23 protein-coding genes are annotated in these 26,005 nt (G+C 55.8%); 21 read left to right on the top strand and 2 right to left on the bottom strand.

From position 1 onward, the window contains the following. The 19 genes from cysC to CMN27_RS08040 all read left to right on the top strand — a co-directional run. Positions 1–561: adenylyl-sulfate kinase (cysC, locus tag CMN27_RS08130; RefSeq protein WP_293625495.1), on the top strand; the 561-nt coding region annotated here is incomplete at its 5' end. A 411-nt stretch (positions 562–972) separates the two neighbouring features. Next, positions 973–1,272, top strand: a complete 300-nt coding sequence (locus CMN27_RS08125) for a nucleotidyltransferase domain-containing protein (protein WP_293625493.1) — start codon at positions 973–975, stop codon at positions 1,270–1,272. Next, positions 1,269–1,787, top strand: a complete 519-nt coding sequence (locus CMN27_RS08120; protein WP_293625491.1) for a hypothetical protein — start codon at positions 1,269–1,271, stop codon at positions 1,785–1,787. The genes CMN27_RS08125 and CMN27_RS08120 overlap by 4 nt, the downstream gene beginning before the upstream one ends. A gap of 712 nt (positions 1,788–2,499) precedes the next feature. Further along, on the top strand, positions 2,500–2,979 hold the full coding sequence (locus CMN27_RS08115; RefSeq protein WP_293625489.1) for a protease complex subunit PrcB family protein: 480 nt from the start codon (positions 2,500–2,502) through the stop codon (positions 2,977–2,979). A gap of 111 nt (positions 2,980–3,090) precedes the next feature. Beyond that, the gene (locus CMN27_RS08110; protein WP_293625487.1) at positions 3,091–3,555 is read left to right on the top strand and encodes a low molecular weight protein-tyrosine-phosphatase; all 465 of its coding nucleotides are present in this window, start codon (positions 3,091–3,093) and stop codon (positions 3,553–3,555) included. Beyond that, positions 3,504–4,964, top strand: coding sequence for a polysaccharide biosynthesis/export family protein (locus CMN27_RS08105; protein WP_293625485.1), 1,461 nt, complete (start codon positions 3,504–3,506; stop codon positions 4,962–4,964). Before CMN27_RS08110 ends, CMN27_RS08105 begins: the two co-directional genes overlap by 52 nt. A gap of 11 nt (positions 4,965–4,975) precedes the next feature. Then, positions 4,976–7,186, top strand: coding sequence for a polysaccharide biosynthesis tyrosine autokinase (locus CMN27_RS08100; protein ID WP_293625483.1), 2,211 nt, complete (start codon positions 4,976–4,978; stop codon positions 7,184–7,186). 104 nt (positions 7,187–7,290) lie between these two features. Then, positions 7,291–9,126: an ABC transporter ATP-binding protein gene (locus CMN27_RS08095; RefSeq protein WP_293625481.1), complete on the top strand. Its 1,836-nt coding sequence runs from the start codon at positions 7,291–7,293 to the stop codon at positions 9,124–9,126. A 104-nt stretch (positions 9,127–9,230) separates the two neighbouring features. Then, positions 9,231–10,232 carry a UDP-N-acetylglucosamine 4,6-dehydratase (inverting) gene (pseB, locus tag CMN27_RS08090; RefSeq protein ID WP_293625479.1) on the top strand — a complete coding sequence of 334 codons (1,002 nt, stop codon included), beginning with the start codon at positions 9,231–9,233 and terminating at the stop codon, positions 10,230–10,232. Between the two features lie 4 nt (positions 10,233–10,236). Next, positions 10,237–11,403, top strand: coding sequence for a UDP-4-amino-4,6-dideoxy-N-acetyl-beta-L-altrosamine transaminase (gene pseC / locus CMN27_RS08085; protein WP_293625477.1), 1,167 nt, complete (start codon positions 10,237–10,239; stop codon positions 11,401–11,403). Continuing rightward, positions 11,391–13,028 carry an aldo/keto reductase gene (locus CMN27_RS08080; protein ID WP_293625475.1) on the top strand — a complete coding sequence of 546 codons (1,638 nt, stop codon included), beginning with the start codon at positions 11,391–11,393 and terminating at the stop codon, positions 13,026–13,028. The genes pseC and CMN27_RS08080 overlap by 13 nt, the downstream gene beginning before the upstream one ends. Continuing rightward, entirely contained in the window at positions 13,025–13,816 is a 792-nt protein-coding gene (locus tag CMN27_RS08075) for an SDR family oxidoreductase (RefSeq protein WP_293625473.1), read from the top strand. The genes CMN27_RS08080 and CMN27_RS08075 overlap by 4 nt, the downstream gene beginning before the upstream one ends. After that, a complete protein-coding gene (pseG, locus tag CMN27_RS08070; RefSeq protein ID WP_366515423.1) occupies positions 13,810–14,928 on the top strand; it encodes a UDP-2,4-diacetamido-2,4,6-trideoxy-beta-L-altropyranose hydrolase in 1,119 nt (372 codons plus the stop codon). Before CMN27_RS08075 ends, pseG begins: the two co-directional genes overlap by 7 nt. After that, positions 14,925–15,461, top strand: coding sequence for a UDP-4-amino-4,6-dideoxy-N-acetyl-beta-L-altrosamine N-acetyltransferase (pseH, locus tag CMN27_RS08065; protein ID WP_293625469.1), 537 nt, complete (start codon positions 14,925–14,927; stop codon positions 15,459–15,461). Before pseG ends, pseH begins: the two co-directional genes overlap by 4 nt. Beyond that, entirely contained in the window at positions 15,448–16,500 is a 1,053-nt protein-coding gene (gene pseI, locus CMN27_RS08060) for a pseudaminic acid synthase (RefSeq protein ID WP_366515422.1), read from the top strand. The genes pseH and pseI overlap by 14 nt, the downstream gene beginning before the upstream one ends. A 143-nt stretch (positions 16,501–16,643) precedes the next feature. After that, a complete protein-coding gene (locus tag CMN27_RS08055) occupies positions 16,644–18,134 on the top strand; it encodes a hypothetical protein (RefSeq protein ID WP_293625465.1) in 1,491 nt (496 codons plus the stop codon). Between the two features lie 147 nt (positions 18,135–18,281). Beyond that, the gene (locus CMN27_RS08050; RefSeq protein WP_293625463.1) at positions 18,282–19,139 is read left to right on the top strand and encodes a glycosyltransferase family 52; all 858 of its coding nucleotides are present in this window, start codon (positions 18,282–18,284) and stop codon (positions 19,137–19,139) included. A 98-nt stretch (positions 19,140–19,237) separates the two neighbouring features. Next, positions 19,238–20,227, top strand: coding sequence for a glycosyltransferase family A protein (locus tag CMN27_RS08045; RefSeq protein WP_293625461.1), 990 nt, complete (start codon positions 19,238–19,240; stop codon positions 20,225–20,227). 87 nt (positions 20,228–20,314) lie between these two features. Next, a complete protein-coding gene (locus tag CMN27_RS08040; protein ID WP_293625459.1) occupies positions 20,315–21,439 on the top strand; it encodes a glycosyltransferase family 4 protein in 1,125 nt (374 codons plus the stop codon). Positions 21,440–21,451: 12 nt separating this feature from the next. On the opposite strand, the gene CMN27_RS08035 is transcribed toward CMN27_RS08040, so the two are convergent. Further along, the gene (locus CMN27_RS08035) at positions 21,452–22,645 is read right to left on the bottom strand and encodes a glycosyltransferase (protein WP_293625457.1); all 1,194 of its coding nucleotides are present in this window, start codon (positions 22,643–22,645) and stop codon (positions 21,452–21,454) included. 54 nt (positions 22,646–22,699) lie between these two features. Between CMN27_RS08035 and CMN27_RS08030 the strand changes: the two genes are divergently transcribed. Next, on the top strand, positions 22,700–23,758 hold the full coding sequence (locus CMN27_RS08030; RefSeq protein WP_293625455.1) for an EpsG family protein: 1,059 nt from the start codon (positions 22,700–22,702) through the stop codon (positions 23,756–23,758). Positions 23,759–23,791: 33 nt separating this feature from the next. Then, positions 23,792–24,922 carry a glycosyltransferase family 4 protein gene (locus CMN27_RS08025; RefSeq protein ID WP_293625453.1) on the top strand — a complete coding sequence of 377 codons (1,131 nt, stop codon included), beginning with the start codon at positions 23,792–23,794 and terminating at the stop codon, positions 24,920–24,922. On the opposite strand, the gene rfbB is transcribed toward CMN27_RS08025, so the two are convergent. Then, positions 24,908–25,960: a dTDP-glucose 4,6-dehydratase gene (gene rfbB, locus CMN27_RS08020; RefSeq protein WP_293625452.1), complete on the bottom strand. Its 1,053-nt coding sequence runs from the start codon at positions 25,958–25,960 to the stop codon at positions 24,908–24,910. The genes CMN27_RS08025 and rfbB overlap by 15 nt on opposite strands. Positions 25,961–26,005 lie beyond the last annotated feature (45 nt).

The following is a 26,005-nucleotide window of genomic DNA, read 5'->3' as shown; positions in this document are numbered from 1 at the left end:
GGGTTTACGATCTGGTTTACCGGCCTGTCCGGCTCGGGCAAATCCACGTTGTCGGTAGCGCTCGAGGAACGGCTCTATCACATGGGCTGTCGGACCTATCGCCTGGACGGCGACAATGTGCGAACCGGCCTGAACCGCGATCTCGCATTCAGTCCTGAAGACCGTATCGAGAATATTCGCCGCATCGGCGAAGTGGCCAAGCTCTTTCGCGACGCGGGCCTGATCAACCTGAGCGCATTCATCTCGCCCTACCGGCAAGACCGCGACATGGCCCGCAACCTGTCGCCGCGCGAAGAAAACGATTTTCTCGAGGTTTTCGTGGATGCGCCGTTGGAAGTATGCGAGCAGCGCGACCCCAAGGGGCTCTACAAGAAGGCGCGTGCCGGCAGCATCCCAAACTTCACCGGCATCAGCGCACCCTACGAGGCGCCCGACCACCCGGAGATCCATATCCGCACCGATCAGACCAGTATCGAAGAAGCCGTCGAACAGATCGTGGCCTACCTGATCGAACACGGCTATATCGAAGCCGGCCTCGCCAACACCCCGCGCGCTACATAGCGCCGTAGCCGTAGGTTGGGTTAGCGAAGCGTAACCCAACAAAGAACGAAGCCACGGGAGCCGGTTCCAACCCGCGAAGTATCAACCGGCCACAACGCCGGCTCGTGTTGGCTTACGGCCTTCGGCCTAAGCCAACCTACGCGCCTACGCGGCTCCGACGATGCCTCGCGGCGCGTATGCTCATAGGTTGGGTTAGCGCAGCGTAACCCAACAAAGAACGAAGCCCGGCGCCGGTTCCAATCGCAAAGCCTTCGACAGGCCACGAGCCCGGTCTACGTTGGCTTACGGCCTTCGGCCTAAGCCAACCTACGCGGCCAACGCAAACGAAGGCGGTCAACGCCGTCAGGTATCATCTGAGACATCGGCTCGCCAATGATCTGTCGTCGTAAATAACGCGAGCCAGGAGAGCGCATGCGCCTGACTGATGACCAGCGAAACGCGATCCGCGAAGAAGTCTCACGCGTATTCGGGCCGAAAGCCCGCGTTCGGCTGTTCGGCTCACGCGTAGATGACGAGGCCCGCGGTGGTGATATCGACCTGCACATAGAACGCATCGGCGACGCCGCTGATCTGCTTGATCACGAATTGCAACTTCACGCGCGTTTGCTACGCCGTTTGGGCGAGCGGCGAATCGATATCGTGGTCTATGATGGCCGCCATCCCTTACGTTCTATCGATGCCGAAGCGCGTCGAACCGGGGTGCCGGTTTGAACCCAGACAGTCGGCTCCGGCTGGCACAGATCATCGCGCTCGTGGACAAAGAAGATCATCACCTGGTGCGCGTGCGGCAACGTTTACTCGGCGATGACTGCGCCGTTGGCACGGAGCGCTTGAAGGAACTACTGGCCGATGACATCGGAATAGATCGGCTCAAGTCGTTCGGTGCCAAGTTCGGGCGCATGCAAGACACCGTAGTCGATAAGCTGATTCCGGCGGTTTTGAGAGAAGCCGGCGAATCGCTTGCTGCTGCCATAGACAATCTCAGCCGCATGGAACGGCTTGAATTGATCACATCGGCAGACGAATGGCTCGAAATGCGCGGATTGCGAAACCGATTGGTTCACGAATACATAGACCGGCCTGAGGATCTGGCGCCAGCGCTAGAACGCGCGTGCCGGTTTAGCGAACGCATGCATACCGACTACGGCTCGATCCGGCGATACGCCGTGCCGCGACTCAGGATCGATCCGCTTGAAAACGGTGTCGGCGGGGCAACAAAGCGCTAGCTGGTAGGTTGGGTTAACGCAGCGTAACCCAACAAGGAACGAAGCCCCGGCGCCGATTCCAATCGGCGAAGCCTCGATAGGCCACAAGCCCGCTCCACGTTGGCTTACGGCCTGGCGGCCTAAGCCAACCTACGCCAGCCGAGGGGGATTCGACCCGGCGTAGGTTGGATTAGCGAAGCGTAATCCAACAGAGAAAGAAGCCCGCAAAACCGCGTCAAACCACGCGACCAGGAACAGCACAGCCACCGGTTCGCGCACGCCGAACCCGAACAACACCACCACCCGCTCGGGAAGCTTTGCATGACTTCTCGCGGTTCGCGTTCGAGTCCTCACAGACGTTGCGGCAAGGCGTCCAAGCCCAGCGCCTGCCTGGTTGACAGATCAAGCTTGGCAACGACGCCGCGGCGTCTGTGAGGCTGAACCCCGCAGGGGCCGCCGGCTTTGCGCGCGCGTGATCGGCGTCAGTGTTCGCTACCGTGCAACTTTTTATTGGTTTGAGCACGCTACGCTCTCACTTGCCTGTCAATCGCGCGCAAAGCACGCCGGCGCGACCACGACAGATTGTGCAGAGCTTGCCTAACCCACCCACCCGAAACTTTCCCCGGCACCGGCCGATAGCCACTTTGCGTTCATATCCCACGGCCGTCGCCTCATGCTAGGCTTCGCGGCACTCCGAAATCCGCTTTAATCGATCAACCGAATGAATTCATCCATGACGCGATCGCTGTTTTCCGGTTTGCTTGTACTCGTTCTGGCCGGCTGTGCACTGGGCCCGGGCCGCGGTGGCCCAACCGCGAAGGTCATCGGCGAAAGCCAGTACTGCGGTACCACCTCGCAGGATTCCAACGCGCTGTATTTCGGCAATTCGACCGCGTTCGGCAACTGGATCGACTATCGCAGCATCAGCGAATTCAACCCGAAAATGGCCTCGCCCGACGGCGTGATCGTCGTGGAAATGGGCCAGCGCCCGACCGGCGGTTACTCGGTCGCGCTGGACAACAGCAAGACCGCGATCGAAAACGACACGCTCACCATCGGTATGGAATGGAAGGCGCCGCGTCTGGACGCCGCCGTCAGCCAGGCGTTGATCGCCTCCTGTGTGGCCATTCGCCCGCCGGCCGGCGAGTACAACAAGGTGCGCGTGGTTGATCAGCTCGGCAATCTGCGCGGTGAGGCGCGCGTCACGCGCTGACCGCGTCGTGATGAGCACGCCGACGTATCGGCGTGTCTCCCAGTGCCTCGTTCCGGCTTGGGCCGCGAACGGCTGACGCCCGCGATTGAAACCTCTTGAATCTTATCGACTATGCAAATTCAAAGCGTTCTTTGTGTCTGCACCGGTAACATCTGTCGTAGCCCGCTGGCGGAAGGGCTGGTGCGGCGCGATGCCCCGCAAATGCAGGTGGCTTCGGCCGGTATCGGCGCCGTCGTGGGCGGCAAGATGCCCGAGCCGGCCGCGGCAATCGCCGTTCGCGAGGGGCTGGCCCTGGATGCCCATCGCGGACAACAGGTCACCCGGCCCATGCTGCAATCCTTCGAGCTGGTGCTGGTGATGGAAGCCGGGCAGAAGGACTGGCTGTGCGCGCAGTACCCGGAATGCCGCGGGCGGGTGTTTCTGGCGTCGCACTGGACCGGTGGCGAGGATATCGTGGACCCCTATCGTCTAAGCGACGAGGTGTTCGAAACCGCCTACGCTGAAATCGACAAGGGCATGGCCGCATGGCTGGCCCGGCTGCAGGCTGCTCGGGAAAAAAGCCAGGGCGCGGGGTAGGCAGTCATAAAAGTGTCCACGATTGCACGCTTATAATCGCGCTGCCGTATTTTTTGGGGTGCATTTACCACAGTTCGCGTAAACTGGCGGTGTTCGAAGAGCAGGGCGGTACGCGCGCGTCATACGCCCATAACGAATTCAGGGGAAGTACAAACATGGCGAACTTGGGTGAAGGGGGCGTGCAACAGCGCGCACGTCATGGCGTGGTGCGTTGGGCGGTTGCCGGCCTGGTTGCAACGGGAGTGCTCGCCACCAGCGGTTGCGCGCTGCCGGGCTACAGCTCCGATGCCATGGATAGCGGCAGCTGGTACAACTTCGGCGGTAACGACAGCGCCGTTACGTACGACGAAGAACTGTCCAAGCAGGAAATCGACTACGAACCCCGCGTGCTGCAGATCACGCCCTGGCTGATTCGCCATCAGCAGGAAGAGGCCGCCTCCAAACAGCTTGGCGAAGCCCAGCAGCGTATTTCCACGGCGCCGGCCGAGGTGATGAACTACACCATCGGCCCGGGCGACGTGCTGCAGGTTATCGTCTTTGGCCATCCGGAACTGACCAACCCGGCCGGGGTGACGAGTAACGAAGGCATTCAGGGCCAGCTCGTCAGCGCCGACGGCAACATCTACTACCCGTACGTGGGCGAAGTGAACGTCGAGGGTATGACGCTCAAGCAACTGCGCCAGCGGATTGCGAAAGGCCTGTCCCGCTATATTCGTGAACCGCAGGTCGACGTGCGCGTGCGCGAGTACCGCAGCCAGCGCATCTACATATCCGGCGATATCGCCAAGCCCTGCACCGTGCCCTTTACCGATGTCACCATCACCGTGCTCGAAGCACTCGACCAGTGCGATTCGCTGGCCACAAAAGAAGGCGGCGGCGTGGGCGTTCAGAACGTCATCCTCATTCGCGATGGCGAATCGACGCCGCTGGACCTGAACCAGATTTATTCCAGCGGGCGTCCTGTGCCGCTGCGCCCGGGCGACCGGCTGCTGATCGACGACAGCGCCAACCGCATCTTCATGGTTGGCGAATTCAGCAAGCAGACAGCTCTGCCGTACTCTACTGGTGGGATGTCACTCAGCGACGCAATGGCCGATGCAGGCGGCGTGCGGCTTGATAGCGCCGACACCAGTGCGATCTACGTGATTCGTGGGTTCGTGGACAGTCAGCCGTCCCGCGACGGCGGGGTGAAGACCGTCATGCGGCCCAATATCTACAAGCTCGATGCGAGCAAGGTCAGCGGTCTGCTGCTGGCCAACCAGTTCGAGTTGCAGCCGCGCGACGTGGTTTTCGCCGCACCGGCGAGCTTCGTGAACTTCAACCGCGCGCTCGCGCTTATTCTTCCGTCGCTCAACGCGATTACGCAGAGCTACTATCTCTATGATCGCGTAAGCCGCGACAATAACTAGACGAGACGATTTTGGCAGCAGCAGAGGACAGGCGCGATTCGAAATCCGCTGACGACGAAAAAGAGATCGACCTTCGCGAATATATCGGGATCGTTCTAGACGGTTGGCCGTGGATTCTCGGTTTCGCAATCCTCGGCCTGTTGCTGGCGACGTATTTCGCCTGGAAGGCCCCTCCGGTGTACCAGGCGACCTCGCTCATGCGTGTCGAGCAAAGCCAGAACATGGCCCCGCAGGCGTTCATGGAGCAGCAGGTCGCCGCGGGCGGTTCCGGTATTAAGGCCGTAAGCGCAGAGGCGACCGTCATCCGCTCGCGCTCGGTCGTTGGCGACGCGGTGGACGACCTGCACCTGCGCGTACGAGCCGCGCCTGCATACTTCCCGGTTATCGGCGAGCCGATTGCCCGTTTCATAACCGCCAATTTCAAGAATGGTGTGAACGTACCGTTCCTGGGTGACTATGCCTGGGGCAACGAGTCCGTCAACGTCACCCGCATGGAACTGCCGGATGCCGTCAACTCGGCCTCGTTTCAGCTCGTCGCGAACGAGGACAATCGCTTCACGTTGCTGACCCGTAGTGGCGAGCAGGTTCTGCAAGGTGCGGTAGGCACCACGGCATCAGGCCGGGCGCCTGGCATTGGCCCGGTGAAGATCTTCGTCGAAGGGCTGCGCGCGAACCCGGGCACCCACTTCAACGTGCGCTACGTGCCGCGGCCAGCGGCCATCGGTAGTCTGCAGTCCAAGCTTACGATCATAGAGCAACCGCCGGCGTCGGGGCTTTTGAACCTGACCCTCAAGGGCAGTTCACCGGCGGAGGCCGAACGACAGCTGGATTCGGTCATGACGGCGTATATCCAGCAGAACGTCGAAAAGCAGTCGGAGCAGGCCCAGCGCCGGCTCGACTTCCTCAAGCAGCAGCTGCCAGAGCTCAAGGAAGAACGGGACCTCGCGGAGAACAAGCTCCGGGACTATCAGACCGAAAGCGGCACGCTGGACCTGAGCGCGGAAGCGAATTCGGTATTCCAGCGGCTGACCAATATCGATCAACAGATCGCGCAAACCGAGCTACAGCGCCAGGAGCTGCTACAGGAGTTCACGCAGCAAGCGCCCCAGGTGCAGGCGGCCAACGAGAAGCGGGCGAGCCTCGTGCGCCAGCGTAACGAGCTGCAGGAGCAGCTCAAGACCCTGCCCAAGGCGGAGTCTCAGCTCTTGCAGCTGCGCCGCGAAGTGGAGGTCAACAACCAGCTCTACACCCAGTTGCTGAACACCTCCCAGGGGCTGGAGATCACCAAGGCGGGTATCACGGGCGTGTCGCATATCGTCGATAGCGCTTACGCCAGCGGCGGTAAAATCGCGCCCAAGCGTGGTCTCTGGCTGATGATCGGGATTATCGGTGGCATTGTCGCCGCAATTTTATTGGTCCTCACCAGGGCATTGCTGCGCGTCACAGTGGACGATCCCAACGAGATCGAATCGCAATACGGCCTGCCGGTCTATGCCACCGTGCCGTTTTCCAGCTGGGAAACGGGCAGTGCGAATCGTAAGGGCCAGTTGAATTTGTTGGCCATCAACCGGCCGGACGATCCCACGATCGAAAGTATTCGTAGCCTGCGTACGAGTTTGCAGTTCGCCATGATCGAAGGCGACACCAAGTTCATCGCAATTACCGGCCCGACGCCGGGCTGCGGCAAGAGCTTCATTGCTGCCAATACGGCCGCCTTGATTGCACAAACCGGCGCGCGCGTGCTTTTGGTCGACGCCGATTTGCGTCGTGGCCAGCTGTTCCGAGCGTTTGGCGTCCAGCAGGGGCCTGGCTTCTCGGAAGTATTGTCTGGTGATTCCACGCTGGACCAGGCGGTGCAGGCGTCCGGCGTGGATAACCTGGATTTGCTCACCACAGGCAAGCGCCCGCCCAACCCCGCGGAGTTGCTGATCTCTCGCCGATTCAACGAGATGAAAACGAGCCTGGAAAGTCGTTACGACTACGTGCTGTATGATCTGCCGCCCATCCTGAACGTAACCGACGCCAGCATTGTGGCCAATAACGTGGCGGCTACTTTCTTGGTGGTACGCAGTGAACACAGTACCGGCCACGAAGTCGACCAGGCCGTTCGTCGGATGCATCGCGACGATCTGAAACTTACGGGCGCTATCTTCAACGGATTGCGAGTTGATCGGCGTCGTTATGGATACAGCAAGTACGGCTATTACGCTTACCGATACTAACCGGTCGCTGCCGCGAACTGCGCTAGCGTCCTACCTGGTACTCATAAGTTAAGCTCGTCAGCGACGGGCCCTTTGTCACTGTACATCTACCCGCCCGAGACCGAATGCTTCACTCCGTCCGCCAAATGCTAGCAATGTTCTCGTCAGCTGAACGAGTTCGATTCGCCGGCGTGTTCGTAGCCATGCTCGGCATGGGAATTTTACAGATGGCGGGCGTTGGCGTGATTTTGCCGTTCGTATCCTTGCTTTCGGATCCCGGCAGCATTCATCAAAATGCGTTCCTTGAAGCGGCATACGATGGATTTGGTTTCGAGTCAGCGAACGCTTTTCTACTTTTGCTCGGTAGCATTTTGCTGGTAGTGCTCGTAGGCAGTAACGCTGTGACAGCCTATACGCTCTGGCTAATGACGCATTTTGCGTGGGGCGTACAAAAGCGAATCTCGGCGCGCTTACTCGATGGCTACCTACACCAGCCGTACGAAACGTTCCTCAACCGTAATTCGGCGGAAACTGGGAAGAACATTCTGATTGAATCCCAGCAGTTCGCAAATGGCGTCTTGATGCCGGCTATGAGGTCCATGGCTTTCGGTATAACCGCCTTGATGATTGTAGGTTTCCTGTTTTGGGTGAACCCGCTACTCGCGCTCGCTGTAACGCTCATCTTCTGCGGCGCTTATCTAGTGGTCTATCTTACAATTCGGCGGGCTTTGCTTCGCATAGGTGAAGAGCGCATGCAGGCGAATACCGTACGTTTCCAGGCAGTAGACGAGGCTTTTGGTAGCGTAAAAGAAGTTAAAGTTCTTGGCCGCGAGAATCACTTCCTCGCCCGCTATGAGCCGGCGGCGGCCACGTTTGCTGCCGCAATGGCCAAAAGCCAAGTTTTCGGCCAAATTCCGCGCTACGCCATCGAGGGGTTGGCTTTCGGCATCGTCATGGGCGCGATGCTGTTCGTGTTGGCTAGCGGCCAAGGATTGCAATCGGCGTTGCCGGTAGCGAGTGCTTTCGTCGTGGCTGGCTACCGTTTGTTACCCGCGCTCCAGAACCTCTATCAGGGTTTTGCGCAGTGGCGTTTCAATCAGTCAGTGGTGGATACATTATACCGTGATCTGGTGGCTCACGAACTTGGCGGTAAAGCGGACGAGAACGCCGCGGAGGAGGCGGGCGCGTCGTCGACCGGTGAGCGTATCTCCAAGCTGCCCTTTGAGGACAGCCTCCAGCTCAGGAACGTCAGTTATTGGTATCCAGAGGCGGACGAGCCTTCTTTGCGGAATGTGTCCGTTACGATTTCCAAAAACAGTTTTGTCGCCCTTACGGGTACAACCGGCGCTGGTAAAACAACGCTTGCGGACATGATCCTGGGGCTTTTGCAACCAAGTAATGGCGACATTACAGTCGACGGTACGCTTCTCGGCAAGGCTAACCTTGGCCACTGGCAGGCGAACATTGGTTATGTGCCGCAGGAGATCTATCTTACGGATAGTACGGTGGCGGGAAACATTGCCTATGGCCTGCCTGAAGCGTTGATCGATCAATCGGCTGTGGAACGCGCCGCTCGTATTGCCAATATTCACGACTTCATTACAACTAAGCTCCCCCGGGGGTACGAAACACCGGTGGGTGAACGAGGGGTTCGCCTATCGGGGGGGCAGCGTCAGCGCATCGGGATCGCCCGGGCTCTTTATCACGATCCGAGCATAATTGTGCTCGATGAAGCGACATCCGCGCTGGACAATGAAACAGAGCGGCGCATAGTCGATGAGCTGGATGCGATGCGCGGTGGCCGTACACTTATCGTTATCGCGCATAGGCTAACCACGGTTCAGAAATGTCAGCAAGTGCTTATGTTGCGTGATGGACAAATTGCGGCCCGCGGCAGCTATGGAGAGCTGATCGGCGAAAGCGCTGAATTTGGAGATCTCGCCGATGCTCGTGGTAGCTGAACGGCGATGGATGATGCGCGGCAGATTTTAATTAAGAGCTCGGATCGAAAGAGGTAGGTACATAATTGGTTTTCGGCCGCTAACCGCTACTACTGGCAAGTTATATGTTTAATGATAAATCAATCTTAATTACCGGCGGCACAGGGTCGTTCGGCAAGAAGTACACTCAGACGTTGCTGAGTCACTATAAACCGCGTCGGCTTATCATTTATTCGCGCGACGAACTGAAGCAGTTTGAAATGGCGCAAGAGTTTGATGCCCCCTGTATGCGCTACTTCATAGGGGACGTTCGAGATCAGGACCGCATGACGCAGGCCATGCGCGGAGTGGATTTCGTAATCCACGCGGCAGCGCTGAAGCAGGTTCCCGCAGCCGAGTACAACCCGACTGAATGCATTAAGACCAACGTTCATGGCGCGGAGAACGTTATCAAGGCTGCGCTTGAGAATAACGTCGAGAAGGTAATCGCGCTTTCGACCGACAAAGCTGCGAACCCGATCAACCTTTACGGCGCCACAAAGCTTGCCTCCGACAAATTGTTCGTAGCCGCGAACAATATGGCGGGCGGGCACCCAACCCGTTTTGCTGTCGTGCGGTACGGCAATGTGGTCGGTTCGCGTGGGTCCGTTGTGCCATTTTTCCGGAAGAAAATTGCCGAAGGCGTGGATCATTTGCCGATCACTGACGAACGCATGACCCGGTTCTGGATCACGCTCCAGGACGGGGTGAATTTCGTGCTAAAGAACTTCGAGCGAATGCATGGCGGCGAAATATTCGTGCCCAAGATCCCTTCGGTTCGTATCGTAGATCTTGCACGCGCCATGGCGCCAGAGTTGCCCCACAAATTCGTCGGTATACGCCCGGGTGAGAAACTGCACGAAATTATGTGCCCGGCAGACGACTCGCATCTTACGCTCGAGTTCGAAGACCATTTCGTAATACAGCCGACGATTACCTTCGCTTCGGCGAATAACGAATTCGGAACGAATAACCTTGGCGAGAAAGGCGCGCCAGTAGAACAGGGCTTTGAATACAACTCGGGCGCAAACGAAGAATTTCTGAACCCTCAACAGATACTGGAATTCAACGAGAGGGCAGGGGTCTGAGCTTATGATTCCCTACGGTCAGCAGGACATTCAGCAGGCGGATATTGATGCCGTTGTAGGAGTCCTGCGCTCAGATTTTCTAACGCAGGGCCCGGTTGTACCTCAGTTCGAGACGGCGGTCGCGGAGAAGGTGGGGGCGAGCCACGCAGTTGCCGTTAACAGTGCCACCTCTGCCTTGCATATCGCGTGCGCTGCCTTGGGGTTGCAAGCCGGCGACTGGTTATGGACTTCGCCGGTCACCTTCGTCGCGTCGGCCAACTGCGGACTCTATTGCAGGGCGTCCGTCGATTTCGTTGATATCGATCCACGGACGTACAATATATCCCCTGTCGCTCTGGAGGCGAAACTCGAAAAAGCCGAGAGTGAGGGCCGGTTGCCCAAAGTATTGGTCGCTGTGCACCTGTGCGGGCAGCCGTGTGAGATGCAAGCGATTCACGACCTCGCTCAACGATACGGTTTTAAAGTCATCGAGGACGCGTCGCACGCCATCGGCGGGACATACCGGAACGAACCTATCGGCTCCGGCCGCTACAGCGATATCACGGTATTCAGCTTTCACCCGGTCAAAATAGTGACGACCGCGGAAGGTGGGATGTCGTTAACCAATGACGCGAAGCTGGCTGAGCGGATGCAGATGCTGCGCAGTCACGGTATCACTCGTGACCCAAACCTGATGACTAAACAGCCCGACGGCCCGTGGTATTACCAGCAAGTTGATCTCGGCTTCAACTACCGAATGACGGAATTACAAGCGGCTCTCGGGCTATCACAACTCGATCGCCTGGAGGCTTATGTAGAGCGCCGTAATGAACTGGCCGCGCGCTACGATAGCCTTCTACAAGAGTTGCCTTTGGTCACGCCTTGGCAACACCCCGACGCATATTCGGGTCGGCATCTGTACGTTATCCGTCTTAGGCTTGATCGTATCGAAAGCTCTCATCGTGATGTATTTGTGAGCCTGCGGGATCAGGGGATTGGTGTGAACATTCACTACATCCCCGTGCACTTGCAGCCCTGGTACGAAAAATTTGGCTTCCAGCCGGGGGACTTTCCCGAAGCCGAATCTTACTATGCCGAAGCGATCAGCTTGCCCCTGTTCCCCACTATGACTGAAGAACAGCAGGATCAGGTAGTTTCGCGGCTGGCCGGAATATTTTCATGCGAGCCGTAGCAGTTCTGCAAGCACGAACAAGCTCTTCGCGATTGCCAGGTAAAGTACTGCTACCCATTGCTGGAATGCCGTTGGCAGTACTCGCTGCTCTAAGAGCAGTCAATACCGGCCGCGACCTCGTTTTAGCGACCTCCGACGAGCGTTCCGACGATATGCTGGCTCATATCGCGTTAGGCTATGGATTGCAGGTCTATAGGGGGAGCCTGCGAAATACACTTAGGCGGGTCACGGAAGCTTTGGCTGCTTACCCAGCGAATACGCTCGTCTTTCGCTTAACTGCAGATAACGTGTTTCCGGACGGAAACTTGCTCGACGAAATGGAGGAACGTTTTCTTGCTCAAGGCAGTCGCTATCTCTCTTGCGGCGGGCCTGAGTCAGGTTTGCCCTATGGTGTGAGTGCGGAGCTCATGTACCTAGATGATCTTCGAGAGGCCAGTGCGTTAACAAAAGACCCGCATGATCAGGAACATGTTACGCCGCCAATAATAAGAAAGTATGGAAAGAACGGCTTTGAACGATATAGGGAGTTAGGGAAATCGCATTTTAGGGCAACCATCGACAGCTTTGATGATTACATCTCTGTGCAGCAATCTTTCGTCGGAGTTAGCGATCCAGTTTCCGAATCGTATAAGTCTTTGATCTTACGGCTCGAAAAAGCTGAGTACCAACCTCGAGAAGAAGTTTTTGCCGACAAATTGGTGTTGGGTACGGCACAGCTTGGGATGAGCTATGGTATAGCGAACCATGCTGGTAAGCCGGCCCCAGACACTGGCACTGCCTTAATCAAGCAAGCGATAACCAATGGTGTTAAATACCTAGATACTGCTCGTGCTTACGGTGACAGTGAGTACTTGATTGGTTCCACTCTAGGCCAAGGCTGGCAGGGGAGAGCGCAAGTAATTACAAAACTCGCGCCCATGGATTCCTGCCCGGCTACGGCCTCACCCGAGACGGTGGCCTCTTATGTAGAAGCCAGCGTTTACCATTCCTGCTGTGCGTTGAGAGTTCGCGAAATAGACGTGCTCCTTTTGCATCGCGCCGAATATCGAACACGGTGGGCCGGGGCCGCGTGGACACACTTACAGACTCTTAGCCAGCGCGGCGTCATTGGCACGCTAGGGGTTTCCGTGCAGAGTCCTGACGAGCTTTTAGAAAGCCTTTCAGATCCTGCCGTAGGCCATATCCAGCTCCCGTTTAACCTGCTTGACTGGCGATGGGACTTAGCTATTCCGGAAATTCGTCGCGTAAAACAATCACGAAAAATAGTCGTCCATGTTCGCAGCGCTCTCCTGCAAGGTTTACTCACAGTTAATGACCGGCTGCTTTGGGCTAAGGCAGGAGTCCGCAATCCTGACTCAATAATCAGCTGGTTGGAACAAGCGAAGAAGATAACAAGGATAAGCACAACCGCGGATTTATGCATTAGCTATTGTATTGCGCAGGATTGGATCGATGGAGTTGTGGTCGGTATGGAATCCCCGACCCAGCTGATGGAAAACTTAAGGTTCGCCGACATTTCCCACTTTGATCGAGATCTCTTGCTAAGCGTGGTTTCTGATCGTCCGGTCGTGGGCGCTGAAGTGCTAGATCCTGCTTGCTGGGAACAGAACGATATTGAGCCATGAGCAGTATTTTTAGCCTTATTGGTAAGCACGCTCTCGTCACTGGCGCCGGGGGATATCTAGGTAGTGCGATGGCGAAAGCGTTAGCATCCGCAGGAGCGACCGTTCATATAAATGCGCGTTCGGCGGAAAGTTGCAACGTGCTGATAGAAGATATCCGGCGAGATGGCGGACGAGCTGACGCAGCGCCATTCGATGTAAATAATCAACAGCAGGTAGATGCGTTTTTCGAGACTCGCGGCGAACATCCGATCGATATATTAGTCAATAATGCTTATAAAGGTGCTGGCGGCACTATTGAAACTTCGGCGCCAAAAGATTATCTCGATAGTTATGAGATAGCGGTAGCAGCACCGCATAGGTTGCTTCGTGCATCGTTACCTGCTCTGCGTTCGGCTGTCGAACGTAGTGGTAACGCATCCGTGATCAATATTGCTTCCATGTACGGTATGGTGAGCCCCGACCAACGTAACTACGCTAGCGCGCACGCTACGAATCCACCGTTCTACGGTGCTGCGAAGGCTGCCTTAATTCAATGGACACGCTACGCGGCATGTGAGTTTGGGAAAGAGGGGATTCGGGTCAATTGCATATCGTTTGGCCCTTTCCCGCGCTATGATGTGCAGAGGCAAAATAAGGGGTTTATAACTACTTTGGAGAGCCGCGTACCTATGGGCAAAGTCGGCCAGGCTGATGAAGTAGGTGGACCGGTCGTGTTCCTTGCGTCATCGGCTTCGTCCTTTGTTAACGGCGCGAATTTGGTAGTCGACGGTGGTTGGACTGCGTGGTGACTGATAGCCCGTTTCGCTGTGCGGTTTTTCGGGTCGATGCCTCCATTGCTATCGGCACAGGGCATGTGATGCGCTGCTTGACCGTGGCAGATGCTCTGGCTGCACAAGGCGTCGAATGCCATTTTATTTGCCGTACGCATTCAGGCCATATGATCAACGTCATTCGCTCACACGGTTTTAAAGCACACCCGCTCCCCCCTGCCGGGGCGGGCGCGCTTGAGAGCGGAGAAAGTGCTCAACCTCCGCACGCGGCATGGCTGGGGGTTTCGTGGCAAGAAGATGCCGAGCAGACTAGGGAGGTTACGCGTCACCTGCGGCCTGATTGGCTTGTTGTAGATCACTACGCGTTGGATAAGCGTTGGGAAGAGTCAGTGTCACCGCGCGGGTGCCGGCTCCTAGTGATCGACGACTTGGCTGACCGTGGGCACTCTTGCGATTTACTGCTAGATCAGAACCTCGGGCGCGTCGCTGAACACTACTCAGCGCTTGTACCACCGGCGTGCCTATGCCTAACTGGCCCAGACTATGCTCTGTTGCGGTCAGAGTTCCCGCAGATGAGGGCTGCGAGTTTGGCACGACGAGCAAAGCCGCAACTGAAACGGCTTCTGATCACGATGGGCGGTGTGGATAAGGACGATATTACCGGCAAAGTGCTTGACGCTCTCGGTTCTTGTGATTTGGCGCCCGATGTGCAGATCGAAGTCGTTCTCGGACGGCTCGCGCCTTGGCTGGACTCCGTAAGGGATAAGGCGGCCGCAATGCCGCGTTTGACCCGTGTGGCAGTCGATGTAAACGATATGGCGCGCCGGATGACCGAAGCAGATTTCGCCATAGGCGCCGCTGGTAGCACTTCGTGGGAACGCTGTTGCCTAGGTCTGCCCGCACTTACATTAGTTTTGGCCGAGAACCAAACATCCGTTGCTAACGCGTTATCGCGTGCTGGTGCATGCAAGTACCTAGAAATAGAAGACCTATTGGATGGGCTGCCCGAGTGCTGGGGGGCTTGGACCGCCCCCTCAGAGTTGAGCGCCATGGCTTATGCCAGTGCGGCAGTTACGGATGGCTCCGGCGTGGAACGACTATCTTGTCAAATGGCTGCTTCGGTCGGATGACGGTCGGCTCGCCAGGGCATTTGCGGCCCCTCGAACGTTGCGAACTTGAGCTCGTCCGAGGCTGGCGGAACCACGATGATGTGCGAAAGCATATGTATCAACAGCATGTCATCGGTCGCGACGAACATGTGCAATGGTTCGAACGCGCGTGTACTGACAAAAATAAGCACCTCCTCGTCTTCGACATAGGCATGGTTCCTACTGGGTTCGTTAACCTGACCGTGCGCGACAGTCGAGCGCGGCGCGCGGATTGGGGGTTCTACCTAGCGCCCGACGCTCCCCGAGGCACGGGAGCGCTTTTAGGTCGCGCCGCCTTGCGCCATGTTTTCGACGTCCTAGAGCTACACAAGCTTTGCGGCGAGGCAATTGCGTACAATGATCGTTCGATTCGCTTTCACGAGCGCATGGGTTTTCAGCGCGAATCGATATTGCGCGAGCAGTATTTCGACGGTGGCACATACCACGACGTTATTGGTTTTGGGCTATTGAAAAGTGAATGGGAAGAGGAGCGTCGGAAAAATGAACATGCCTAGTATGAGTATCGCAGGCCGTCGCATCTCGCAAGACGACCCGCCTTACATAATTGCGGAACTGTCGGCGAATCATAACGGTAAGCTCGAAACCGCACTTCGAATCGTCGAAGAGGCGAAAAAGGCGGGCGCGGACGCGGTGAAGCTACAGACGTACCGGCCTGACACCATAACCCTGGATAGCGACAGCGAGGACTTCCGTATCCACGGCGGGCTATGGGACGGTCGAACGCTATATGAGCTATATGAAGAAGCGCATATGCCGTGGGAGTGGCACAAGCCGCTTTTCGACCGCGCGCGTGAACTAGGTATCACGATGTTTAGCTCACCGTTCGATAGTACGGCAGTCGATCTGCTCGAGGACTTGAATGCGCCCGCCTATAAAATAGCGTCTTTCGAAGCTGTAGATCTGCCGCTAATTGAGTACGTTGCGAGCACCGGCAAGCCAATGATCATCTCAACTGGTATGGCTGACGTTCACGAAATTCAGGATGCCGTTGACGTGGCCCGGGCGGGCGGTTGCGACCAGCTTGCACTCTTGCAATGTGTGAGCGGCTATCCCGCTCCTGCGGAAGAGTACAACCTTCGAACTATCGCAGACATGATCGAGAGGTTCGACGTCGTAGCAGGGTTATCGGACCACACCTTAGACAACGCCACTGCGATCACGAGTGTGGCTCTGGGCGCTAGTCTAATCGAAAAGCACTTTACCTTGGATCGGAACGGCGGCGGCCCGGATGATACATTTTCGCTAGAGCCGGCTGAGTTGGCGGACCTTTGCCGCGACGCAAGAACAGCGCAGCGTGCTATTGGCGATGTTTACTACGGACTTAGTTCGAGTGAACAAGGTAACGCTCAATTCAGGCGCTCATTGTACTTCGTCAAAGATCTGAAAGCCGGTGATGTGATTACGTCAGACACTATCCGTAGTGTACGGCCTGGATTTGGCCTTCCGCCGAAATATCTAAAAGATGTCATCGGGCGCCGTCTGGCGCGCGACGTCCGCCAGAACTCGGCAGTTACCACCAACGACTTAAGTTAATAAAGCTAAGCAGATCCTTGAGGAGTGCCGGCCTGGCCTCATATCGGAACGACTGACCAACGGTTTAGTCATGGCTCGATTACCCGCTACCACACAGGCCCTTCTCGAAGCGCGGCTTAAGCTGGAGTAAATTGGATACGTTCATGAAGAAGGTATTAGTTTGGTGGCCGATGTTGACCCCCGACTTGGTAGACGAGCTGGAAAATAACGGCTACCAGATAGTTGCCGCCATTCAGACAGATTGTTCTAGGGTGCGTTGCTTTTCGTTGCAGCAGGTGTTCGACACCGACGGGGTCCGAGGCCCGTGTTTCGACGATAGGTCGGCAAAGCTTTTTCAGAGTTCCTTTAATAAGTACCTAAGGAATCTCAGCCGTTTGCATCTAGTCAAACCGGTTGCGGCCGGCTTATCGGCCGAGATGCATACGTTTGAAGCAGTACCGTATCGGTATGATGAGGCGTGCAACCTTTTCTTTATGCATTACGAGCGATTAAAGGATATTTTAAAGGATTTGGCCGTGGAGGCAGTATGGTTCGCTCGGCCGCCGCATTTAGGCCTCGATAATCTACTGTTCGATCTCTGCAAAACGATTGGTATACAAACTCTAGTCTTTCAACAAAGTTTATTTCCAAGTCGTTTTTTCTTCGGGACGAGCGTCGACTCTCTGTTCGAACACGGCGCAGACAAGCTATTTAACAATGATGTAACTTTAGAAGACGTCACGAACCCAAACCTTTTTTACATGCGCCCGCAATCGCGCCGAAATGCTCTTGGGCGCGACTTCTACGAGAAATTTCGCTCCAGAATGGTGCGAGGCAGTTTGCCTGCAGCTGTGGCAAGAAAGGTCGCCAATATGCTGCACGATCGACGCTATTTTTTCTGCGCGGCGCTAGCGAAATATTTTTTCCATTACTCTGTGCCCCTGTTGCTGCGAGAGATGGCGAACGCGCATTCTGCTCGAGAGTATTACAAGGTAGCCGCCGAGATCGACGCTCTGAAGGAAAAGCTACCGGACAATTTCGTCTACTTCGCGCTTCATCTTCAGCCGGAGGCAACGACGTCGGAGTTTGGTGGAACATTCCAAGATCAGGCAAATGCGATCGACGCACTGGAATCGGTCTTGCCCGACGGTTGGAAAATCCTGGTGAAAGAAAACCCGAAACAAGGTTATTTATATAGAGGGCAAAAATTCTATGAGAGACTTTCGGCGAATCCATCCGTACGATTCGTGCCACGGGATACATCGTCGGCCTCTTTAGTTCAACGAGCAAGGTTAACTGCGACGATTACTGGCACGGTTGGCTACGAAGCTCTCGTTGCCGGTAAGCCAGTGATCATTTTTGGTAATGCTTGGTACAAGAGCGTACCTGGTGCGTGCACGTTCGCGCCGAACATGGATCTTGCGGCGATTTCAAGAGTCCGGGTCGATGCGCTCGAGGTTCGTGATGAGTTTCACCGAATACAAACTCGGTGCGCGGATGGTGTAATTTATCGGAGCTATTCGGTTCTTAGCGCCCGATCGAAGCGGGATCTCGCGGCTCGTACCGCTAATTCGATCGCTCGTATTGATGCAGCCTTATATCCTAGAGCTTCTGTAGCTGGGTCTAGTCGAAAATACTCTCATGATCGTCCTTGATCGTTGCTTTCGCCTTAAGGCGCCGATATCCGGTAGTGCAGGACTGCTTTGACAGTAATGACATCGCATGGAGGCGTCTCTGCCTTGCTCTTGTTGCGTACGCCGCTCCAGGCATGGATTGCTCGCTCTGTCCTGTGCGCGGAGCAAGTGGATATCTTTGATTTAGTATACTTTACGGAAGATGACTCCGCAGAAGATCGCGCGTACTTTCGCCAGCTCGCCACGCGCGCGAATGCCGCGCAGTATGTATTTGTCCCGCGCAAAAAATTTAGTCTAGCGACACAGGCTGAATTTAGAAAGAGGACTTACAGGTGGTTCAAAAGCCAGGCTTATGATTTGGTGTTGCTCGCGAGCATAGATGCGTATATTCCTGCCGCAATTGCGGCTAGACAAGCCGGGACGTTGATTACGTTTGACGACGGAACGGCAAATATTAATAGAACCAGTTCGTATTTTCAGGTTTCCTCCGGCTTACGCGAACTTCTGTATCGACGGTATTTTGGGGCGCCCTCGATAGTAAGTTTGAGAGATAAGAGTGTTAGGCATTACACGTTGCATCCCGAGCTACCCAATATCGTCGAGAGACCTAGGTTGCGCGCTGTTCGCGGCTGGTTAAAGAATGACTCTGCCCGTGCTTGCCGCGGCTGTAAGACATACTTTTTAGGCCAGCCTTTCGACGACGTACTTACCCGCAAGCAGCGGTTCCGCCTTGAGTCATACCTTCGGCACCTGAGTATTGATTTCTATGTAAAGCACCCGCGAGAGAACAAGGTTTTGCGTATTGGCGTGCCGCTGTTACAGAAGGGTGGAATGATTGCTGAGGACGCCATTGTCAAAGATGCAGGAGAATACGGTATAAATTTAATCGGTGGTTTTAGCTCCGCTCTTTTTAACTTAGCTGCGGTAGCGCAGCGTCGCACTATGCTGGTTTTCGGCAACTCGGCGCAGACGCGAGCTCAGGTGCAGTTGGCGAAACAAGTGGGTTGCGAAGTGAAAGAAATTTGATTGCTTACGCTGAGTGATCGGCGTTCAGTAACCAGCGAAATACGCGCTTTTGTGCACCATTTTTCACTTGTCTTTGTCAGCGTTGTGCGAATCCCCTAATGACCGGTACGACACCTAAATTCTCTGTAATCATACCCCTTTATAACAAAGAGAAGTTTGTCGCTCGAACTATAGGTTCGGTCTTAGCGCAAACATTTCGAGATTTTGAAGTAATAGTCGTTGACGATGGTTCGACCGACGGTAGCCTGGAAGTGGTACAAGCGATAGCTGACCCTAGGCTGAAGATTCTGCGGCAGTCGAATCTAGGTCAGGGTGCTGCGAGAAATACGGCTATAGTCGAGTCTAAAGGGGCTTGGGCGGCGTTCCTAGACGCGGATGACGCGTGGTCTCCTAATCATCTCGCGGAATTAGCCCACCTAGCAGACTCGTTTCCAGATGCTGGCTTAATTGCCACTAGGTCGTTTATGAAAGACTCGCGTTTGGATCCAATATTCGGCGACTCTAAAGGTCAGTTTAAGAGGTACTTTATTGATTATTTTCGCGCAGCCGCGGCTGATATTAGTGTAGTTCATACTTCTGCAGCCGCAATTTCTCGCGTCGCTTTTCGGCAGGTGGGACTATTCGGCAATTACCCGGCTGGCCAAGATTTAGAAATGTGGGCGAGGGTGGCCCTGGAGTATCCGTGCGCGATCTCGGAAAAGCCCACGTCAATTTATTTCCAATCCACGGGCGGGGTTATGGATTCGCTGGTCAAAAAAACCTACATGGCAAAACCATGCATAATGACGCTCGAAGAACTTAGCCCCTCTGTAGCGACTTTGGTCGCTCGTATGGGGAGTATTACGGCAGATCGGGCGTTATATAAATCGGTTGTGAGTTATATTGATTCGCGCGTGGAGAACGCGATGAGGGGCGCGTTTGTGAGCGGAGATATTCGGCGCGTAAAGCAGTTGCGGACGTTATTGCAGAGCAAGCATTGGCCCTTTGATCGCTGGCGTTATTTCAGTGCGCTGCCGAGTCCCGTGCTCGGAGCTATTGCGTCGGTACGAAGTGCGCTCAAGTATGTCTACACCTGGGCGAGCGAGTAGGCTCGTGTCCACAGAGGATGGTAATCGCGCGCGGTCCACAATAGGATTGGTGACCGCTACGGCCTAGGTAGCTTTGCGATTTTCCCCGTGCATGGCGAATTCAATAGAGGTGATGGTTTGTCGATCTGTATTTATTCCCCCAGCGAGAATATATGGGGGGGCGGGCAAATTTATATCGACCATCTCTGCCGGTATCTGAACGCAAACGGCATGCAAGCCGTGATTGCTACAGTAGAGCCAGATAGTTTTTCCCAGCCCGCGATTAGGATTCCGTCGGTTGCAAGTAAGAGAAAGCGGCTTACTTCAACTTCGTCGGTAGTGAGGCTTTTGAGGGGTAGGCGAATTAAGGTCGTCATTCTTAATGATCTATCAGCGCTTTGGTTAGCGCCGGTCTTTCGCGTTCGCGGCTTCTACGTCATCTCGTTACTGCATATGTATCTGCAGCGTAAAAACGCCGATGGCTTCGGCCACAGTCGAGTTGAATATCATATACTTCGAATGGCTAGCCGTTTCGCACACCGAGTGTATAGCGTTAACAAAGAGAACCAGTCCTCTTTCCCAGTGCCCGTGCAGTTTGTGGGTAACTTTATCTCGGGATGGTTTTTTAGAGAGCCCAATTTAAAGAAGAAAAAGTATGATCTAGGGTTAGTGGCCCGACTGTCGCCCGAGAAGAATATTCCACTGTTCATCCGTCTTGTCGCTGAGTTGAATCAGTTTGCGCCACGCCCAATTACCGCTCTTATCGTAGGAAGGGGCGAAGAGGAGATTGTTGCGCGCCGCGAGATCGACCGATTATTCATGAGCGGCCTCATCGAGATTCGGCCTTGGGTGGATCGCAGTGAGTTGCCGGAGGTCTTTGATCAGCTCCGCTGCTTCGCGATTACTAGCTACCATGAGGGATTTCCGACCACGCTTCTGGAGGCCCACGCCCGCGGTGTACCAGCTATTGCGACCGCCAGCGCAGGGTTCGCTCCGGAGTTCATTTCGGCTTGGGGTCCAAAGACTGGGCTTGCGTTCACCCCTTCTGAAATCAGGTCCGATGCGTTCCTTGCAAGTTTGATCGCATTAATCGACGACTACGCGGCTTATTTCGACGCTTGTCGCGAAAAGGCGGCGCTATTTACGGAAGACATGGTCTTAGGTGCAATCCAGGCAGGTATTGATAACCTTGTACATGGAAGCGCGTTAGACAGGTCTTTGAGCAAGCGTTAGATATGGCTAGCCTCATCTAAGATGTCTAGCGCGGGTTCTATCATCATTACGTCTCGCTTGCGTTCGGAAGCCTATTAGGTAAGCGTCAGCGACCGGTGAGGCTCGAAAGGTTCTTGTCTGGATGGTGAAGTCGTTTGGATCATTCCTTTTTTTAAGGAGGGTTCGGCGTATCGCTTCAGCCATTGCTGTTACATCCCCTACGGGTACTAGTGCTCCATAGCGGCCGTTGTCGAGAATCTCGGCAGGCCCTGAAGGGCAATCAGTTGATACGACGGAGGTGCCGCACGCTAGCGCTTCGACAAGGACGTTGCCGAAGCCTTCGAAGAAAGAACTCAAGACGAAAGCATTCGAGGCGTGAATGTACGCGAGTGGGTTCTCCACATAGCCGATTAGCTGCACCGAATCCCCCAGGCCGAGTTGCTCCACCAGTCGTGCTAACTCCTGTTTCTCGGGCCCGTCGCCTAGTATGAGCAGCCGAACAGGGTTGCCGTCCGCCTTTAGAATTCCGACAGCTCGAATCAGCGTAGCAAAATCTTTCTGGCCGTGTAGCCGGCCCGCGCTGGTTATCAGCGGTAGTTGGCTATCCTGTATCCACTCATGGAAAACCGGCTCTGCCGCTAGTGTTTCAAAGCTATCGGTGATTATCGGATTGTAGATGCGCGTTACGGAGTTTGGCGGCAGAGCTAGGGAGGATTCGAGGTCTTCCTTTACTCCATCTGAAACGGCGACGATAGAATCGGCTTTTGGATAAACTCGTTTGCAAAGTGCAAACACGAGGCTATCTTTGAGGCGTCGATGGTGGTTCTTTTGCGAACTGACGTGTATGTGTACTACATGCTGAAGGTGGCCTTTAAAGCCCGCCAGTTTCGAGGCGAGAGCGGCGACGACGTTAGCGATATCCATGTGGCTGGAGAGAACGTTCGGTTGGGTCCTCCTTAGCCATTGAGCGAGCAGCAGTGGGGCCATTGCTCGGGAGGGGCACTTAAGATCGGCCAAACATACGTCTTCGCTAACAACGTCAAGCAGCGGCCCGGTCGCTCTAGCTAGCACGAGGTAAGTGGTGATACCTCGCCGCGAGAATTCGTTCGCCAAATTGACCACCACGCGCTCAGCGCCGCCGCCGCCAAGATCGGGAATGAACAGAGCAATACCGGATGGGAAGGCTTCCGGGCCCGGCGCCGATTGAGATGCCTGCTTGCTTGTCATCGCGGTGTTCGTCGCTCAAAATCCGCAGTCTACCGTGATCCACTGGATTGATGTTTGCTCGTTTACTGGACTTTATTGCTGCTGCCCGCGTCGCTAGCACTTGCTCGAGTTCCAGTGAGCCGGATGGGGTGGTGGTTTCTTGGCGGCATAATCGCCCTGAGTATCGGGCTTCGATTCGAGGTTGGCACGGATTGGTGGAACTACATTGCGATGTATTTTCGGCCGGCCGGCCAGGTTAGTTTTGTTCAGGCGCTAGGTTCACCTGACCCCGGGTTTTTCTTATTCAACTGGTTTGCGCAAACCTTGGGCTTCGGGTATTGGAGCGTTAACCTTTTGGCTGGCGTTGTATTTACCGCTGGCTTGGTTCGCTTCGTGAGGCGCCTGCCCGAGCCATTGGTCGCATTCACGGCGGCCATTCCGTATATGGCTATCGTCGTCGCGATGAACTACACGCGGCAAGCGCTCGCAATTGGCTTCGTGCTTTGGGCGTTGCCATACCTCTATGATCGTCGTTTACTGGCGTATCTTGTAACCGTCACCGCTGGAGCGCTTTTTCATAAGTCGGCCATCATTTTCGTGCCCCTCATGGCGTTGGCCGGGCGGCCCAATGATATGCGGGTTGTGCTGGGGGCCGGTGTAGCCTCGGGTGTGGTGTTTGGCGTGCTATTGGCAAGCCGGTTCGATTCGTTATGGCGCCAGTACGTCGAGTCTGAATTTTCGCATACCTCGGAGGGGGCCCCGTTACGCGTTGCTATGAATGCGTTCCCGGCGGCAGTATGGCTAATAATTGCTCGTAAAGTTGAGCTGAACCGGGTCGAACGCCGTGTGTGGGCGGTATTATCTATTATGTCGCTTGTAGGCATGGTGTTGGTATTCCAGGCGCCGGCAGCGGTGGATCGCGTTGCCTTGTATTTTTCCCCGCTTCAATTGATGTGCGCGGCTTATCTTATCCGCTTTGTAAGGCCCCATGACCGGGTCCTGGCACGCATCGTTGTGCTGGCGGTTTACGCGCTTGTGCAGTACGTTTGGCTAGTCTATGCCTCTCATAGTCCGGACTGGTTTCCCTACCGAGTCTGGCCGTTTCTCACGGACCCGGGGCCCGCGTATGACTGAGTTGTTTAGCGTCATACTATGCGGAGCGCCGCGATGCGAATAGCGATTATCGGAAATCAGGCGCGCTCAGCCATAAATTTTAGAGGGCCCCTGATTAGTGAGTTGACTCGCGCCGGCCACGTAGTGTTCGTCTACGCGCCGGACTACGACCCGAATACCCGTGAGGCGATTCGAGGTCTTGGAGCGACGCCTGTCGATGCGTCCATGTCTCGTACTGGGCTGAATCCGCTCTCGGATCTGCGCACGTTTATAAGTCTCATGCGGCTCATTCGTGGGCAGAAAATTGATTCGGTGCTGGCGTACTTTGCGAAGCCTGTAATTTACGGCATGTTGGCAGCTCGCTTGGCGGGTGTGCCGCGCCGTGTGGGCCTCATCGAAGGGGCAGGCATGGTTTTCACGGCGAACGCGTCGGAGTCCCTGAAGCGGCGCACGGTTCGTGTAGTGATGACCTGTCTTTATGCTGTCAGCCTGCGCTGTGCGACAGAAGTCTTTGTACTGAATACGCAGGATCAAGATTTATTTACGTCTATACGAGGTGTACGCCGCGGGCCAGTTTCCAAACTTCCCGGAATCGGTATCGATCTGTCGCATTACGCTAAGCGAGAAGAGGGCGATATTGCTGATGTGCCGACCTTTTGCTTGCCGGCTCGGTTAATCGAGGAAAAAGGCATCAAATATTTCGTGTCAGCCGCTCGGCAGCTCGTGGACGAGTTTCCCGACGCTAGATTTGTCGTATTGGGAGGGATTGAGGATTCGCCGAGTGCTATTAGCAAATCCCAGATGTCGGAATGGGCGCGCGAGGGCGTCATCGTATGGCCGGGTGCGGTACAAGATGTGCGGGAATACGTAGGCGTCGCTACGGCGTTGGTTCTGCCGACTTATTATCGAGAGGGTTTGCCGCGATCAATCTTGGAGGCGATGGCGATGGGTGTGGCTGTAATTACGACAGACGCCCCGGGGTGCAGTGATGCCGTAATCCATGAAGAAAATGGCCTTATAGTTCAGCAGCGTGATGCGCGCCAACTGGCCGCTGCAATGCGCCGCTATTTATCGAACCCTGATTTAGCGCGTCGACATGGCGAGGCCGGCAGACAACGCGCAGAAAGCTTCTACGACGTTCGTGATGTTAACGCAACGCTCATAACGTCTTTAGTTAGGTCTTAAACCAGCGGTTTGCGCCATTCTCGGCGAATGGGCTTCGATCCAGGCCGGATTGTCCAGCATCCAGTCAAGTGTGTGTCTGAGTCCGCTTTCCAGTGTCTCCTTGGGCCGCCAGGCCAATTCGCTTTGCATTTTCGTGGCGTCGATCGCGTAGCGGTGATCGTGCCCTTTGCGGTCGTCGACAAACTCGATGCGCTGTTCGCGCGAACCGATATCCGGGTCTGGCGCGAGTTCGTCGAGCATGCGGCACACACGGCGTACGAGGTCGAGGTTGGTCCATTCCTCGTGCGCACCGATATTGTACCGCTCCCCGGTATTACCTTCCTCGAATACACGTACGAGGGCGCGCGCATGGTCTTCCACATAAAGCCAGTCCCGCACGTTGCGGCCGCTCCCATATATCGTGATCGGCTTGCCGCGTATCGCATTGAGAGCGGTGTGAGGAATAAGCTTTTCAGGGAATTGCCAGGGGCCGTAGTTATTGGATGAGTGGCTGAGTACGACGGGCAGGCTATAGGTGCGGTGCCAGGCCCGGACCAGATGATCGGCGCTTGCCTTGCTAGCCGCGTATGGCGAGTTGGGCGCATAAGCGCTGTTTTCGGAGAACGAACCCTGGTCGCCGAGGGAACCGTAGACTTCGTCCGTCGAGACATGAAGAAAACGGAATGCTTTCCGGCGCGGGTAGTCGAACTGCTCGTAGTAAGCACGGGCGGCTTCCAAGAGCTCGAAGGTGCCGACGATATTGGTGGCGACAAAATCGGCGGGCCAGGCAATCGACCGGTCGACATGCGATTCCGCAGCAAGGTGGATGATGCCGTCCGGCTGATGCGTTGCCAGTGCGTGGGTGACCGCTTGCCGATCGCGGATATCCGCCTGTTCGAATGCGTAGCGGGGGCTTTGTGAAGCGCCTTCGAGGGCGTCGAGGTTGGCCGCGTAGGTCAGTGAGTCAACATTCACGACCGCATGGTCCGTTTGAGCGATGAGGTGTCGGACTAGCGCTGAACCCATGAAGCCCGCGCCGCCGGTGATAAGGATCTTCATTGCATCGATGGTGGTCCGACGCCGGCTTTCGTCCGGCCTGCCAAG

Source organism: Salinisphaera sp. (assembly GCF_002729955.1).
In the GTDB taxonomy this organism is placed as follows: Bacteria; Pseudomonadota; Gammaproteobacteria; order Nevskiales; family Salinisphaeraceae; genus Salinisphaera.
The sequence above is the reverse complement of the archived record's forward strand: the minus strand, read 5'-3'. Positions and strand labels throughout refer to the sequence as shown.

Coding starts and splice junctions, on each gene's coding strand:
- CMN27_RS08125 (WP_293625493.1), top strand. CDS start 973: ATGCGCCTGACTGATGACCAGCGAAACGCGATCCGCGAAGAAGTCTCA.
- CMN27_RS08115 (WP_293625489.1), top strand. CDS start 2,500: ATGACGCGATCGCTGTTTTCCGGTTTGCTTGTACTCGTTCTGGCCGGC.
- CMN27_RS08110 (WP_293625487.1), top strand. CDS start 3,091: ATGCAAATTCAAAGCGTTCTTTGTGTCTGCACCGGTAACATCTGTCGT.
- CMN27_RS08105 (WP_293625485.1), top strand. CDS start 3,504: ATGGCTGGCCCGGCTGCAGGCTGCTCGGGAAAAAAGCCAGGGCGCGGG.
- CMN27_RS08095 (WP_293625481.1), top strand. CDS start 7,291: ATGCTTCACTCCGTCCGCCAAATGCTAGCAATGTTCTCGTCAGCTGAA.
- pseB (WP_293625479.1), top strand. CDS start 9,231: ATGTTTAATGATAAATCAATCTTAATTACCGGCGGCACAGGGTCGTTC.
- pseC (WP_293625477.1), top strand. CDS start 10,237: ATGATTCCCTACGGTCAGCAGGACATTCAGCAGGCGGATATTGATGCC.
- CMN27_RS08080 (WP_293625475.1), top strand. CDS start 11,391: ATGCGAGCCGTAGCAGTTCTGCAAGCACGAACAAGCTCTTCGCGATTG.
- CMN27_RS08075 (WP_293625473.1), top strand. CDS start 13,025: ATGAGCAGTATTTTTAGCCTTATTGGTAAGCACGCTCTCGTCACTGGC.
- pseH (WP_293625469.1), top strand. CDS start 14,925: ATGACGGTCGGCTCGCCAGGGCATTTGCGGCCCCTCGAACGTTGCGAA.
- pseI (WP_366515422.1), top strand. CDS start 15,448: ATGAACATGCCTAGTATGAGTATCGCAGGCCGTCGCATCTCGCAAGAC.
- CMN27_RS08055 (WP_293625465.1), top strand. CDS start 16,644: ATGAAGAAGGTATTAGTTTGGTGGCCGATGTTGACCCCCGACTTGGTA.
- CMN27_RS08045 (WP_293625461.1), top strand. CDS start 19,238: ATGACCGGTACGACACCTAAATTCTCTGTAATCATACCCCTTTATAAC.
- CMN27_RS08035 (WP_293625457.1), bottom strand. CDS start 22,645: ATGACAAGCAAGCAGGCATCTCAATCGGCGCCGGGCCCGGAAGCCTTC.
- CMN27_RS08025 (WP_293625453.1), top strand. CDS start 23,792: ATGCGAATAGCGATTATCGGAAATCAGGCGCGCTCAGCCATAAATTTT.
- rfbB (WP_293625452.1), bottom strand. CDS start 25,960: ATGAAGATCCTTATCACCGGCGGCGCGGGCTTCATGGGTTCAGCGCTA.